Below are 13,151 nucleotides of genomic sequence, written 5' to 3'. Positions count from 1 at the left end.
GTGACAGCACACCGACAGATACGCCCGCAGACACTTCCGGCTGAACTGTACTGGCCTGTCGGGCGATGTGCATCCGGCCGCGCACCGGGCCGCTACTGCGCGGCGCGGCGGCATTCCCTACAATGGCGGCTGTCCCGCGTCCAGCCGCCCACGCCTTCATGTTCCAACGCCCGCCTGCTGCCGCCCCCGGCGAAAAAAACCTCACCGTCATGCTCTGGCTCGTCGCGACGGGCTTTTTCATGCAGACGCTCGACGCGACGATCGTCAACACCGCGCTGCCGTCGATGGCCGCGAGCCTCGGCGAATCGCCGCTGCGGATGCAGTCGGTCGTGATCGCGTATTCGCTGACGATGGCGGTGATGATTCCCGTGTCCGGCTGGCTCGCCGATACGTTCGGCACGCGGCGGGTGTTCTTCAGCGCGATCCTGGTCTTCTCGCTCGGCTCGCTGCTGTGCGCAAACGCGCACACGCTGCCGCAGCTCGTCGCGTTCCGCGTCGTGCAGGGGATCGGCGGCGCGATGCTGCTGCCGGTCGGCCGGCTCGCGGTGCTGCGCACGTTCCCGGCCGAGCGCTACCTGCCCGCGCTGTCGTTCGTCGCGATTCCGGGCCTGATCGGCCCGCTGATCGGCCCGACGCTCGGCGGCTGGCTCGTGAAGATCGCGTCGTGGCACTGGATCTTCCTGATCAACGTGCCGGTGGGCGTCGCGGGCTGCATCGCGACCTGGTATTCGATGCCCGACGCGCGCAACCCGGCGGTCGGCCGCTTCGACCTGAAGGGCTACCTGCTGCTGACGATCGGCATGGTCGCGATCTCGCTGTCGCTCGACGGGCTCGCCGATCTCGGCATGCAGCACGCGGCCGTGCTCGTGCTGCTGATCCTGAGCCTCGCGTGCTTCGTCGCGTACGGGCTGTACGCGGTGCGCGCGCCGCAACCGATCTTCTCGCTCGAGCTGTTCCGGATCCACACGTTCAGCGTCGGCCTGCTCGGCAACCTGTTCGCGCGCATCGGCAGCGGCGCGATGCCGTACCTGATCCCGCTGCTGCTGCAGGTGAGCCTCGGCTACACGGCGTTCGAGGCGGGGCTGATGATGCTGCCCGTCGCGGCCGCCGGGATGTTCTCGAAGCGCATCATCACGCGGCTCATCATGAAGCACGGCTACCGCAACGTGCTGCTCGCGAACACGATCATGGTCGGCGTGATGATGGCGAGCCTCGCGCTGATGCGCGAGTCGATGCCCGTGTGGCTCAAGATCGCGCAGCTCGCGCTGTTCGGCGGCTTCAACTCGATGCAGTTCACCGCGATGAACACGCTGACGCTGAAGGATCTCGGCACCGGCGGCGCGAGCAGCGGCAACAGCCTGTTCTCGCTCGTGCAGATGCTGTCGATGAGCCTCGGCGTGACGGTCGCCGGCGCGCTGCTCGCGACCTTCACCGGGATGCTGCGCACCGTGACGCCGAGCAACACGCTGCCCGCGTTCCATGCAACCTTCGTCTGCGTCGGCCTGATCACCGCCGCCTCCGCGTGGATCTTCGCGCAGCTCGCGCCGGAGATACGCGGCGCCGCGCGCAAGACCGATCCGTCCGAGCGCGCGTGACGCGCGCCCCGCTTCGGACCGCACCCCCGCACGCGACGCACCACGACGGTGCAGCGGCGGCCGCCGCGCGCGCCACGGCGGCGCGCCGCGCCGGTGTGGCGTTGCGCACGCTTCTTGCTCGCCTATTCTGTAGGTAAACTGGCAGCCTTCCCTCGGCCGACATCATGATGAGCATGATCGACATCGATCCCCCCGGCTTTCAGCCGCCCCGCCCCGTCGCCGGCGACGACGGCAACCGGCGCACCGTGCTGTACGGCGGCTACACCGTGTTCAGCGTGTTCCAGCCGGTGTTCTCCGTGTCGCACCGGCGCGCGATCGGCTATCACGCGTCGCTGCGCGCGCACGACGAGGAAAGCCGTCAGGTCGCGTCGCACGAAGTGTTCACGCAGGCCGCGCGGCGCGGCGACCTGCTCGAACTCGGCCGGCTCGCCGAATCGCTGCATCTCGGCAATTTCCATGCATTCGACAGCCATGACGAGTGGCTTTTCCTGAGCCTGCATCCGGCGGCGCTGATGGATACCGTTTACGGCGACGCACTGCTCGCGAACCTGAAGGCGCTCGGCCTGCCGCCGCATCGCGTGGTGCTCGAGGTGCCCGAACAGGCGGGCGGCGAGACGCCGCGCTACGCGGCGATCGTCGACGGCCTGCGCAAGGCCGGCTTCCTGATCGCGCTCGGCGGCTTCGGCGCGAAGCATTCGAACATCGACCGCGTGTGGCACCTGCATCCGGACATCGTGTCGCTCGACCGCGGCATTCTCGCGCAGGCGAGCGAGCACTCGCATCTCGAACGGGTGCTGCCGGGGCTCGTGTCGCTGCTGCACGAATCCGGCCAGCTCGTGCTGATGGGCGGGCTGTCGACCGAGCGCGACGCGCTGATCGCGCTCGAATGCGACGTCGATTTCGTGCAGGGGCAGTATTTCGCGGGCCCGAGCGTCGACCCGGTGCAGTCGCAGGCCGCAGCGGGCAGCATGGATACGCTGTCGGCCGCGCTGCGGCTGCGCGTCGCGGAACGCGAGCGCCAGCAGGCGACGCGGCTCGCGCCGTACGTCGCGGCGCTCGAGGAAGCCAGCACCAAGCTCGCCGCGGGCGGCACGCTGATCGACGCGGCCGCCACCGTGCTCGGCCTGCCCGAAACCGCGCGCTGCTTCCTGCTCGATGCGTCGGGGCGGCAGATCGGCGACAACGTGCTCGCGCGCGGCAGCGTGTCGCAACGCGCGAAGCGCTTCCGCCCGCTGCTGCATTCCGAAGGCGCGAGCTGGGAACGCCGCCCGTATTTCATCCACGCGACGCGCGCGCCGGGCCGCGTGCACCTGACACCGCCCTATCTGTCGATCAACGAGGCGCACCTGTGCGTGACCGCGTCGATCGCCGCGCCATGCGCGGCCGGCATGCAGGTGCTGTGCGTCGACATCAACTGGGAAGCGGCCGCGCACCGCGACTGACGCGCCGCGCACCGCGTCACGCGGCCGCTTCGGCTGCCTTGCGGACGATCAGCCGGTGCACGCGCTTGCCCGACGACGCGCTGACGACTTCGTGCTCGTCGACCACCTGCACGCCGGCGCCGAGCGCGGCGCGCATCCGGGCGCTGTCGAGCGCCGTGTACAGCCGGCCGCGCTCGTCGCGCTGCGAGCCGTTGCCCGCGACCCGCCAGCTCAGGTACAGCGTGCCGCCGGGCGCGAGCAGCTCGACGAGCCGCGCGGCGGCCGCCGCCGCCTCCACATGATCCAGATGCATGACGACGGTCTCGCACAGCACGTTGCGGAACGCGCCGGACGGCACGCCGGCCAGCGCCGGCAGCACCGCCTGTTCGAACCGCAGCGCCGGGTAGCGGCGGCGCGCCTCGTCGAGCAGCGCGGCGCTCGCATCGTAGCCGTGCACGTCGTAGCCGCACGACGCCAGCCATGCGGCGTCGCGCCCCGCGCCGCAGCCGATGTCCGCCGTCGGCCCCGGCGCGAAATACTGCTCCAGCAGCGCGTACATGTCGTCGGGCGGGCCCTCGTCGAGCCAGGTCTGCGCATATTCGGCCGCGTGGGCATCGTAGGCGTCGAGGGTCGGGCGATCCACCATGGCGCGTGCGCTCCGCAAAGGCGTCACATGACGCCATCGACATCTTAGTCCTTGCTTCGCATGCGCTGTGGCCCCGCGCGATGCCGCCGCGTGCGCGTCGCGACAGTCATCCGGCCAGCGCGGCGCGCAACGCGTCCGCGCCATGACGGCCGCTGCACCGCCGCCTCGGCGTCGTGCACGAGCGCGCACAGGCGGGCGTTGACCGGTGGATCGCGTCGCCGATCCGCGCGCGGCCGATCAACTGCACGGGCGCCCCGGCCGCCGCGAGCCGCCCGCCGAGATAGCAGCCGACGGCGCCCGCGCCGACCACGCAGATGCGCGGCATCGCGGCGTTCACACGTGCGCGTCGTGCGCGCCGCCGTGCACGGGCCCGGCCCGCTGCTCGACCGCGCGCCGCACGTCGCCGCGCAGCCCCGCGAAAAACGCGACCTCGGCGACCACGAACAGCGGCCCGACCATCAGCCCGACGAGATCGTCGACGAACGCCGGCTTGCGCCCCTCGAAGTAATGCCCGACGAACTGCACGATCCAGCCGACGACGAACGCGCCGATGCCGATGCCGAGCCATTGCGCGGTCGGCAGCACGGCGAGCGTCTGCCCGGCCCACAGGCCGAGCGCGAACAACGCCGTCATCACGACGCCGAAGCGCAGGTCGAGCCGCAGGTAGAACGCGGCGAACGCAAGCGCGAGCAGCAGCGCCGGCGACAGCGCGACGCCCGCCAACGTGCCGAGCGCGGGCCGCGACAGCAGCACCTCGACCGCGAACACGATCATCGGGATGCCGACCAGGTGGGTCGCGATGTTGCGCGCGTCGCGGTGATAGGCCGCGTACTGGGACAGATGGTCCTCGAGCGTCTTCATGCCGTCTCCTTGTCGTGGGGTTGCGCGCTATGATGCCCGTCACGCCCGAGAACCTCTGTCGGCTACCCGACATCGCGCCGCCCATGCCCGAGCCCCTCGACCGATACCTGCCGCAACTCGACGCGCACCCGTGGTTCGGCGCACTGCCGGCGGCCCTGCGCGCGGCGCTCCTCGCGCGCGCCGCGTTGCGCCGGCTGCCGGCCGGCCACGCGCTGTTCCGCCGCGGCGGCCCGCCGTGCGGGCTGTACGCGGTGCTGGACGGTGCCCTCACGATAGGCGCGGTCGATCCGCAGGGCAAGGAGGCGCTGCTGACGGTGGCCGAGCCGGTCACGTGGTTCGGCGAGATCGCGCTGTTCGACGGCCTGCCGCGCACGCACGACGCGATCGCGCTCGACGACGCGCTGCTGCTGCACGTGCCGCAGCCGGCGCTGCTGGCGCTCCTCGACGCGACGCCGCCATACTGGCGGCAATTCGCGCTGCTGATGGCACAGAAGCTGCGGCTCAGCTTCCTGACCGTCGAGGCGATGAGCGTGATGCCGGGCGCGCAGCGGCTCGCCGCGCGCCTGCTGATGATCGCCGAAGGCTACGGCGGGATCAGCGCCGGCCGCACGCGCATCCGGCTGTCGCAGGAGAAGCTCGCGGCGATGCTGTCGCTGACGCGGCAGACCACGAATCAGCTGCTGAAGTCGCTCGAAACGGACGGCGTCGTACGGCTGCACGTCGGCGAGATCGAACTGGTCGACGTCGCCGCGCTGCGCCGCGCGAGCGGGCTACCGGAATAAGCACGGCGGCCAGGCCGTTTACTCAGCGTTCCTCTGCGTTCGGAGCGCAATCATGAGACAGGTCCATACGGCGCTCGGCGCTGCGTTGGCGGCTGTCGTGCTGGCAGGTGTCGTCGCGTGCGGCGGTTCATCGCACGAAAGACAATACGCAGTCAGCGCGCTGGTCTCGGACGGCGCCGTTCCCGCCGCCCACGTGGATGCCAACCTGAAGAATCCGTGGGGCATTGCGTTCAATCCGAAGGGCTTCGTCTGGGTCGCGGACAACGGCACGCAGCGTGCGACGCTCTATGACGGCAACGGCGTGCCGCAGTCGCTCGTCGTGACGATTCCGCCCGGCACGAGCGGCGACCCCAGCCCGACCGGCATCGTGTTCAACGGCACGACCGACTTCGTCGTGACCCAGGGCGCCAAATCGGGGCCCGCGGCGTTCATCTTCGCGGGAGAAGGCGGGACGCTGACCGCGTGGTCGCCCGCAGTCAACCCGACAGCGGCGATCACGGTGTTCGACAGCGGCGGCGCCGCCGTCTACAAGGGGCTCGCGATGGCCGGCAACAACGGTGCGAACTTCCTGTATGCGACGGATTTCCACAACAACAGGATCGACGTGTTCGACCGGACCTTCGCGAAGGTCACGCCGGCCGGCGCGTTCCAGGATCCGTCCTTGCCGGCGGGGTTCGCGCCGTTCGGCATCCAGGCGATAGGCTCGAAGCTGTTCGTCACCTACGCGAAACAGGACGCGGCCGCGCACGACGACGTGGCCGGCGCGGGCGTCGGCCTGGTCGACGTGTTCAGCCCGTCGGGACAATTCCTCCAGCGCTTCGCCACCGGCGGGCCGCTGAATGCGCCGTGGGGCGTCGCGCTGGCGCCCGCGGATTTCGGCCGCTTCAGCCATGCCGTGCTGGTCGGCAACTTCGGCGACGGCATGCTGCATGCGTTCGATGCGACTTCCGGAATGTTGCTCGGAACGCTGCAGCAAGGCGACGGCAGCGCGATCGTCGAGCCGGGGCTGTGGGGCATCGCGTTCGGCAACGGCCTCAACAATCAGCCCGCCAACACGCTGTTCTTCGCGGCCGGCCCGAACGACGAAGCGGATGGTCTGTACGGCCGCATCGACGTCGGTCCGTGAGTGCGGTCGCCGGGCGCGGCTTGCGGCGCCCGTGCAATGAAAAAGCCCTCGCGATGGAGGGCTTTTGGATCGGTCACGGCGCGCGACTGGCTGCCGTTTCCGGACGTCTGTCGCGATGCGACAGCGCCGTGTGACTTACGCGAAGTTCTTCGCTGCGAAGTCCCAGTTCACGATGTTCCAGAACGCTTCGACGAACTTCGGACGTGCGTTGCGGTAGTCGATGTAGTACGCGTGTTCCCACACGTCGATCGTCAGCAGCGCCTTGTCGGCCGTCGTCAGCGGGGTAGCTGCGTTGCTCGTCGACACGATGTCGAGCGAACCGTCGGCCTTCTTCACGAGCCATGCCCAGCCCGAACCGAACGTGCCGACCGCGGCCTTCGTGAACGCTTCCTTGAACGCGTCGTACGAACCCCACTTCGCGTTGATCGCGTCGCCCAGCGCGCCCGTCGGTGCGCCGCCGCCGTTCGGCGACAGGCTGTTCCAGAAGAACGTGTGGTTCCAGATTTGCGCGGCGTTGTTGAAGATGCCGCCCGACGACTTCTTCACGATCTCTTCCAGCGACAGGTTTTCGAATTCCGTGCCGGGGATCAGGTTGTTCAGGTTCGTCACATAAGCCTGGTGATGCTTGCCGTAGTGGTACTGGATCGTTTCTTGCGAGATGGTCGGCGCAAGTGCGTCTTCAGCGTACGGGAGCGGCGGGAGCGTATGAGCCATGGCGATTCCTTCGTTGAGTATGTAGGGAGGCTGTGTTGAATGCTGCCGAGCGTCCGATTGTAGGCGAGGACGAATAACCCCGCAAACCCGTGGGCCATTTATCCGCGGTATGCGGAAAACCGGCGTTTACGCAACGTCCGGACGGACGAGCGCGACCGCGCGCGCCCGTTCCGCGGGTGGTGCATCGCCGCTGCGCGCCGCCCTGCCCGCGTGGTCAGAACGTATCGGTCAGCCGCGGCTGCACGTCCGCCAGCGACACGTCCGCCGAGCCCTCGGCGAGATGCACGGTCAGCCGGCGCTGCGGCTTCAGCGCGCTCGGCGCGCGCACCGCGCGGCCGGTCTGCGTGTCGATCAGCGCCGCATAGCCGCGCTCGAGCGTGCGCTGCGGGCTCAGCACCTCGAGCCGCGCCGCGCACGCGGCGACGCGCGCGGTGTCGCGCTCGTGACGCCGCTGCACCGCGACTGCCAGCCGCTGCGACAGCCCCGCGAGCGCGAGGCGCGCCTGCGCCGGGTCGGGCCGCGCGCGCTGCCAGCGCAGCTGCGCGAGCGCGAAACGCGCACGCGCGTCGCGCACGGGCCGCGCGGCCGCGGACGCGAGGCGCACCGCGAGCTGCTCGACGTGCGTGCGCTGCCGCTGCAGCCGCTCGGCCGGGCTGACGAGCCGGCGCGCGAGCCAGTCGAGCTGCTGCGCGCGCAGTTCGAGCGTGCGGCGCATCCCGCGCGCGAGCGCGCCCTGCCGGTCGCCGACCTCGCGCAATAGCAGCGCGCGCTGCGGGCTGGCCAGCTCGGCCGCGCCGGTCGGCGTCGGCGCACGCAGGTCGGCCGCGAAATCCGCGATCGTGAAATCGGTTTCGTGCCCGACGCCGCTGACGACCGGCAACGCGCTCGCCGCGATCGCGCGTGCGAGCGCTTCGTCGTTGAACGACCACAGATCCTCGATCGAGCCGCCGCCGCGGCACACGAGCAGCACGTCGACCTCGCGCCGCGCATTGGCGGTCTCGACCGCCGCGACGAGCTTCTCGGCCGAGCCGGCGCCCTGCACGGGTGCCGGGTAGACGATCACCGGGATGTGCGGCGCGCGGCGCGCGAGCGTGGTCAGCACGTCGCGCAGCGCGGCGGCCTGCAGCGACGTGACGATGCCGATCGCGCGCGGATGCGCGGGCAGCGGCCGCTTGCGCTCGGGCGCGAACAGGCCTTCCGCCTCGAGCTGCGCCTTGAGCCGCAGGAACGCCTCGTAGAGCCGCCCCTGCCCGGTGCGCCGCACCGCTTCGACGTTGAGCTGCACCTCGCCGCGCGGCTCGTACATCGTGACCACCGCGCGCACCTCGATGCGGTCGCCTTCGCGCGGCGTGAATTCCGCATACTGCGCCCGGCCGCGGAACATCACGCAGCGCATCTGCGCCTGCGGGTCCTTGATCGAGAAATACCAGTGGCCGCTCGCGGCGCGCGTGAAGTTCGACACTTCGCCCGCGATCCACAGGAGCGGGAACGAGCGCTCGAGCATCGTGGAAATCGCACGATTGAGCGCCGAGACGGGAATTACTTCGTCGCCGCCGCGCGTCGCGCCCGGCGAGGCAAATGAGGAGTCGGAAAGCATGGACGATCGGATGAATGCTGGCGGCGACACGATAGTCCGACATCCGCGCGGCGTCCAGCGCCCGCGCGCCGGCGCCTGGGTGCATTGCACAACGCGAAAAGTGTCCACATCTTGACAATCCTCGGCAAAAAGCCCCGCAAATCGCCCCGAAAATCCAGACAATTCGAGGCAACGCATTGATTCTTATAAATTTTTAATTCTTGCGGAATGATTCTCATCCGATTCGAAGCCCGCCGCACGGGCGTGTGCGGCAATCGGGCGACGGGTTTTTCACAGAGTTATCCACAGGCGCGTACGATCCGGCCCTGCCGGTGGCCGTGCGCCGCGGCGCTTGCCGCGCCGGCGCGCCGCGCGCTAGAGTGCCGCCTTCCGCAGACCCCGCGGCTCGCGCCGCTCCCCGGAGAATCCGCCTTGACGAACCCGTCCCACGCGACGGCGCGCCGCGCGCCGTGCCCTGCCCGATGAGCGCGCCCGGCGGCGGCCCGCTCGCCCGTCTCGAGACGCGCCTGACGCGCGAATGGCAGCGCCGCGGCGCGCTCGCGTGGGCGCTCACGCCGCTCGCGTGCGTGTTCGGCCTGTGCGCGGCGCTGCGCCGCACGGCGTATGCGCAGGGCTGGAAGCAGCCGGTCGACGTCGGCGTGCCGGTCGTCGTAGTCGGCAACGTGACCGTCGGCGGCACCGGCAAGACGCCGACCGTGATCGCGCTCGTCGACGCGCTGCGCGCGGCGGGCTTCACACCCGGCGTCGTGTCGCGCGGCTACGGCGCGCAGGTCCGCACGCCGACCGCCGTGACGCCGGCCTCGCGCGCCCGCGACGCCGGCGACGAGCCGCTGCTGATCGCCCGCCGCACCGGTGCGCCGGTGTGGGTGTGTCCCGATCGCGTCGCGGCGGCGCAGGCGCTGCGCGCCGCGCATCCGGAAGTCGACGTGATCGTCAGCGACGACGGCCTGCAGCACTACCGCCTCGCCCGCACCGTCGAACTCGTCGTGTTCGACCACCGGCTCGGCGGCAACGGCTTCCTGCTGCCGGCCGGGCCGCTGCGCGAGCCGCTGTCGCGGCGCCGCGACGCGACCCTCGTCAACGATCCGTACAGCGGCGCGCTGCCGCCGTGGCCCGACACCTATGCGCTGGCGCTCGCGCCCGGCGCGGCCTGGCATCTCGACCAGCCCGCGCTGCGCCGCCCGCTGTCGCAGTTCGCCGGCGAGCGCGTACTGGCAGCCGCCGGCATCGGCGCGCCGGAACGCTTCTTCGCGACGCTGCGCGCGGCGGGCCTCGCGCCGCAGACCCGCGCGCTGCCCGACCACTACGCGTTCGCCGACAATCCGTTCGTCGACGACGCCGTCGACGCGATCCTGATCACCGAGAAGGATGCAGTAAAATTGGGCGCTTCCTGGCGCGACGCTCGAATCTGGGTCGTCCCCGTCGAAGCCGCGCTCGATCCTCGCCTCATTGCCCTCGTTGTGGAGAAACTCCGTGGACGCTCGCCTGCTTGAAATCATCGTGTGCCCTGTTTGCAAAGGCCCGCTCCACTATGACCGCGCCGCGCAGGAGCTGATCTGCAACGCCGACAAGCTCGCCTATCCGATTCGCGACGGCATCCCCGTGATGCTGGTCGACGAGGCGCGCCAGACCGTCGAAGGCACGCCGGTCGATCCGGCCGGCCGCTGAGCCCGGCCCGGGCCCCCGGCGGCCCGGCCAGCCTGCGGGCGCCCGGCACGGGCGCCCGCCGTATCACTTACACGATTCCTGCCCGATGACTCACCCGCAGCCCTTCATCGCCGTCATTCCCGCCCGGCTCGCGTCGACACGCCTGCCGAACAAGCCGCTCGCCGATCTCGGCGGCAAGCCGATGGTGGTGCGCGTCGCCGAACGCGCGCGCGAAGCGGGCGCGCAGCAGGTGCTCGTCGCGTCCGACGCGCAGAGCGTGCTGGACGCCGCGCGCGCGCACGGCTTCGAAGCGGTGCTCACGCGCGCCGACCATCCGTCGGGCACCGACCGCCTCGCCGAAGTCGCGGCCGCGTTCGGGTGGAGCGACGATACCGTCGTCGTCAACGTGCAGGGCGACGAGCCGCTGATCGATCCGGCGCTGGTCCGCGACGTAGCGTCGCACCTCGCCGCGCATCCGGCCTGCGCGATCGCGACCGCCGCCCATCCGATCCACACGGCGGCCGACGTGTTCAATCCGAACGTCGTGAAGGTTGCGCTCGACGCGCAGGGCGTCGCGCTCTACTTCTCGCGCGCGCCGATCCCGTGGAGCCGCGATGCGTACCAGCCGCACTGGCCCGACGTCGCGGCCATGCCGGCGCCGGCGTTCCCGGTGTACCGGCATGTCGGCCTGTACGCGTACCGCGCGCGTTTCCTGCGCACCTACCCGTCGCTGGCGCAGGCGCCGATCGAGCAGGCCGAGCAGCTCGAACAGCTGCGCGCGATGTGGCATGGCGAGCGGATCGCCGTGATGATCACCGCGCACGCGCCGGAGGCCGGCATCGACACGCCCGCCGATCTCGCACGCGTGCAGGCCCTTTTTCGGCCGGATTCAAAATTACCCGTGGCATAATCAGGCGGTTGTGCGAGCGGTCCGCGATCCCCGCGAGCGCGCTTGACCCCGCCGCGGCCCTGCCGGCAGCCGCGCGTCGCTGAGGCGACGCGCCGCGTCAGACCGGTCCGCCGCATGCCGGGCAAGCCGCCGCACGTTCGGTCGCCGGCGCCTTCGAGCCTCGCCAGACGAATCTACATACTTGGAGATATCACCATGCGTTTGATCCTGTTGGGCGCGCCCGGCGCGGGAAAGGGCACCCAGGCAAACTTCATCAAGGAAAAATTCGGCATCCCGCAAATCTCGACGGGCGACATGCTGCGCGCGGCCGTGAAGGCCGGCACGCCGCTGGGCGTCGAGGCGAAGGGCTTCATGGACGCGGGCAAGCTCGTTCCGGACGAGCTGATCATCGGCCTCGTGAAGGAGCGCCTGAAGGAAGCGGACTGCGCGAACGGCTACCTGTTCGACGGTTTCCCGCGCACGATCGCGCAGGCCGACGCGATGAAGGACGCCGGCGTCGCGATCGACTACGTGCTGGAAATCGACGTGCCGTTCTCGGAAATCATCGAGCGCATGAGCGGCCGCCGCACGCATCCGGCATCGGGCCGCACGTACCACGTCAAGTTCAACCCGCCGAAGGTCGAGGGCCAGGACGACGTGACGGGCGAACCGCTGATCCAGCGCGACGACGACAAGGAAGAGACGGTCAAGAAGCGTCTCGAAGTGTACGAAGCGCAGACCAAGCCGCTCATCACCTACTACGGCGACTGGGCGCAGCGCGGCGAGGAAAACGGCCTGAAGGCGCCGCAGTACCGGAAGATCTCCGGTCTCGGCACCGTCGACGAGATCCGCGACCGTGCGTTCGACGCGCTGAAGTAAGCACCGCGTCCCGCATCGCGAAGCCGCCTGTTTCAGGCGGCTTTTTTTTCGCGCCGGCATGGTTCGGACGATCGTCGGATTCGGGCCGGCCGGCGAACGCACCCCGTACAATCGGCCGAATCGAACCGGACCGGCCGCCTGCCCGCTCGCAGTCGCGCTGGCATGCCCTACCAGCAAGGAGACAGTCATGGAGATTCGCGGGAACGTGTTTCTGATCACGGGCGGCGCGTCGGGCCTCGGCGCCGGCACCGCGCGGCTGCTCGCGCAGGAAGGCGGCAAGGTCGTGCTCGCCGACCTGAACGAAGCGGCCGGCGAAGCGCTCGCGCAGGAACTGGGCGGCGTGTTCGTGCGCTGCGACGTGTCGCGCGAAGACGACGCGCAGGCCGCGGTCGACGCCGCGACGCGCGCCGGCTCGCTGCGCGGTCTCGTGAACTGCGCGGGCATCGCACCCGCCGCGAAGACCGTCGGCAAGGACGGCGCGCATCCGCTCGACGTGTTCGCGAAGACGATCAGCGTGAACCTCGTCGGCACCTTCAACATGATCCGTCTCGCCGCCGTCGCGATGGCCGCGAACGCGCCGAACGCGAACGGCGAGCGCGGCGTCGTGATCAGCACCGCGTCGGTCGCGGCGTTCGACGGCCAGATCGGCCAGGCTGCGTATGCGGCGTCGAAGGCCGGCGTCGCCGGCATGACGCTGCCGATCGCGCGCGACCTGTCGCGCAACGGCATCCGCGTGATGACGATCGCGCCCGGCCTGTTCGAGACGCCGATGCTGCTCGGCATGCCGAAGGACGTGCAGGACGCGCTCGGCGCGATGGTGCCGTTCCCGCCGCGGCTCGGCAAGCCGGCCGAATATGCGATGCTGGTCCGGCAGATCGTCGAGAACCCGATGCTCAACGGCGAGGTGATCCGCCTCGACGGCGCGATCCGGATGCAGCCGAAGTAAGCGCCGACCACGTATGACAAAACGCCCGCCGTGCGCGCGATGCGCAGG

General features: G+C 70.3%; 13 protein-coding genes and 1 pseudogene. 9 read left to right on the top strand and 5 right to left on the bottom strand.

The window, feature by feature from the left end; genetic code table 11:
* Positions 1 to 158 precede the first annotated feature (158 nt).
* Together mdtD and ABFO07_RS05835 are read left to right on the top strand one after the other, a co-directional pair.
* Positions 159 to 1,595: a multidrug transporter subunit MdtD gene (mdtD, locus tag ABFO07_RS05840; protein WP_059958359.1), complete on the top strand. Its 1,437-nt coding sequence runs from the start codon at positions 159 to 161 to the stop codon at positions 1,593 to 1,595.
* Positions 1,596 to 1,762: 167 nt separating this feature from the next.
* Positions 1,763 to 3,037, top strand: a complete 1,275-nt coding sequence (locus tag ABFO07_RS05835) for an EAL domain-containing protein (protein WP_059909077.1) — start codon at positions 1,763 to 1,765, stop codon at positions 3,035 to 3,037.
* Between the two features lie 16 nt (positions 3,038 to 3,053).
* On the opposite strand, the gene ABFO07_RS05830 is transcribed toward ABFO07_RS05835, so the two are convergent.
* The 3 genes and pseudogenes from ABFO07_RS05830 to ABFO07_RS05820 form a co-directional block, all read right to left on the bottom strand.
* Entirely contained in the window at positions 3,054 to 3,662 is a 609-nt protein-coding gene (locus ABFO07_RS05830) for a class I SAM-dependent methyltransferase (RefSeq protein ID WP_059923450.1), read from the bottom strand.
* A 208-nt stretch (positions 3,663 to 3,870) separates the two neighbouring features.
* A pseudogene (locus ABFO07_RS05825) lies at positions 3,871 to 3,987 on the bottom strand (2-dehydropantoate 2-reductase N-terminal domain-containing protein); the annotation flags it as partial.
* Positions 3,988 to 3,995: 8 nt separating this feature from the next.
* Positions 3,996 to 4,523 carry a DUF962 domain-containing protein gene (locus tag ABFO07_RS05820; protein ID WP_059923448.1) on the bottom strand — a complete coding sequence of 176 codons (528 nt, stop codon included), beginning with the start codon at positions 4,521 to 4,523 and terminating at the stop codon, positions 3,996 to 3,998.
* Between the two features lie 83 nt (positions 4,524 to 4,606).
* Between ABFO07_RS05820 and ABFO07_RS05815 the strand changes: the two genes are divergently transcribed.
* The gene (locus tag ABFO07_RS05815) at positions 4,607 to 5,305 is read left to right on the top strand and encodes a Crp/Fnr family transcriptional regulator (RefSeq protein ID WP_060026840.1); all 699 of its coding nucleotides are present in this window, start codon (positions 4,607 to 4,609) and stop codon (positions 5,303 to 5,305) included.
* Between the two features lie 52 nt (positions 5,306 to 5,357).
* Entirely contained in the window at positions 5,358 to 6,431 is a 1,074-nt protein-coding gene (locus tag ABFO07_RS05810) for a TIGR03118 family protein (protein WP_060014524.1), read from the top strand.
* A 135-nt stretch (positions 6,432 to 6,566) separates the two neighbouring features.
* Here ABFO07_RS05810 and sodB read toward each other — a convergent pair whose 3' ends face one another.
* The gene (gene sodB, locus ABFO07_RS05805; protein ID WP_017333980.1) at positions 6,567 to 7,145 is read right to left on the bottom strand and encodes a superoxide dismutase [Fe]; all 579 of its coding nucleotides are present in this window, start codon (positions 7,143 to 7,145) and stop codon (positions 6,567 to 6,569) included.
* A 214-nt stretch (positions 7,146 to 7,359) separates the two neighbouring features.
* Positions 7,360 to 8,742 carry an exodeoxyribonuclease VII large subunit gene (gene xseA, locus ABFO07_RS05800; RefSeq protein ID WP_059557311.1) on the bottom strand — a complete coding sequence of 461 codons (1,383 nt, stop codon included), beginning with the start codon at positions 8,740 to 8,742 and terminating at the stop codon, positions 7,360 to 7,362.
* Positions 8,743 to 9,203: 461 nt separating this feature from the next.
* Between xseA and lpxK the strand changes: the two genes are divergently transcribed.
* From lpxK to ABFO07_RS05775, 5 genes are all read left to right on the top strand, one after another.
* Positions 9,204 to 10,235 (top strand): tetraacyldisaccharide 4'-kinase, encoded by a 1,032-nt coding sequence (lpxK, locus tag ABFO07_RS05795; RefSeq protein ID WP_059909059.1) that lies wholly within the window; start codon positions 9,204 to 9,206, stop codon positions 10,233 to 10,235.
* Positions 10,216 to 10,410 carry a Trm112 family protein gene (locus ABFO07_RS05790; RefSeq protein ID WP_059557307.1) on the top strand — a complete coding sequence of 65 codons (195 nt, stop codon included), beginning with the start codon at positions 10,216 to 10,218 and terminating at the stop codon, positions 10,408 to 10,410. Before lpxK ends, ABFO07_RS05790 begins: the two co-directional genes overlap by 20 nt.
* An 85-nt stretch (positions 10,411 to 10,495) precedes the next feature.
* Positions 10,496 to 11,299: a 3-deoxy-manno-octulosonate cytidylyltransferase gene (gene kdsB, locus ABFO07_RS05785; RefSeq protein WP_059909061.1), complete on the top strand. Its 804-nt coding sequence runs from the start codon at positions 10,496 to 10,498 to the stop codon at positions 11,297 to 11,299.
* 195 nt (positions 11,300 to 11,494) lie between these two features.
* Positions 11,495 to 12,157: an adenylate kinase gene (gene adk / locus ABFO07_RS05780; RefSeq protein WP_026045123.1), complete on the top strand. Its 663-nt coding sequence runs from the start codon at positions 11,495 to 11,497 to the stop codon at positions 12,155 to 12,157.
* 187 nt (positions 12,158 to 12,344) lie between these two features.
* Positions 12,345 to 13,103, top strand: a complete 759-nt coding sequence (locus ABFO07_RS05775; RefSeq protein ID WP_059879966.1) for an SDR family NAD(P)-dependent oxidoreductase — start codon at positions 12,345 to 12,347, stop codon at positions 13,101 to 13,103.
* Positions 13,104 to 13,151 lie beyond the last annotated feature (48 nt).

It is taken from the genome of Burkholderia stagnalis, from assembly GCF_039848545.1.
Lineage (GTDB): Bacteria > Pseudomonadota > Gammaproteobacteria > Burkholderiales > Burkholderiaceae > Burkholderia > Burkholderia stagnalis.
Note: the sequence above shows the minus strand (reverse complement) of the source record. Positions and strands in the feature narration are given on the sequence as shown.

Coding starts and splice junctions, on each gene's coding strand:
- mdtD (WP_059958359.1), top strand. CDS start 159: ATGTTCCAACGCCCGCCTGCTGCCGCCCCCGGCGAAAAAAACCTCACC.
- ABFO07_RS05835 (WP_059909077.1), top strand. CDS start 1,763: ATGAGCATGATCGACATCGATCCCCCCGGCTTTCAGCCGCCCCGCCCC.
- ABFO07_RS05830 (WP_059923450.1), bottom strand. CDS start 3,662: ATGGTGGATCGCCCGACCCTCGACGCCTACGATGCCCACGCGGCCGAA.
- ABFO07_RS05820 (WP_059923448.1), bottom strand. CDS start 4,523: ATGAAGACGCTCGAGGACCATCTGTCCCAGTACGCGGCCTATCACCGC.
- ABFO07_RS05815 (WP_060026840.1), top strand. CDS start 4,607: ATGCCCGAGCCCCTCGACCGATACCTGCCGCAACTCGACGCGCACCCG.
- ABFO07_RS05810 (WP_060014524.1), top strand. CDS start 5,358: ATGAGACAGGTCCATACGGCGCTCGGCGCTGCGTTGGCGGCTGTCGTG.
- sodB (WP_017333980.1), bottom strand. CDS start 7,145: ATGGCTCATACGCTCCCGCCGCTCCCGTACGCTGAAGACGCACTTGCG.
- xseA (WP_059557311.1), bottom strand. CDS start 8,742: ATGCTTTCCGACTCCTCATTTGCCTCGCCGGGCGCGACGCGCGGCGGC.
- lpxK (WP_059909059.1), top strand. CDS start 9,204: ATGAGCGCGCCCGGCGGCGGCCCGCTCGCCCGTCTCGAGACGCGCCTG.
- kdsB (WP_059909061.1), top strand. CDS start 10,496: ATGACTCACCCGCAGCCCTTCATCGCCGTCATTCCCGCCCGGCTCGCG.
- adk (WP_026045123.1), top strand. CDS start 11,495: ATGCGTTTGATCCTGTTGGGCGCGCCCGGCGCGGGAAAGGGCACCCAG.
- ABFO07_RS05775 (WP_059879966.1), top strand. CDS start 12,345: ATGGAGATTCGCGGGAACGTGTTTCTGATCACGGGCGGCGCGTCGGGC.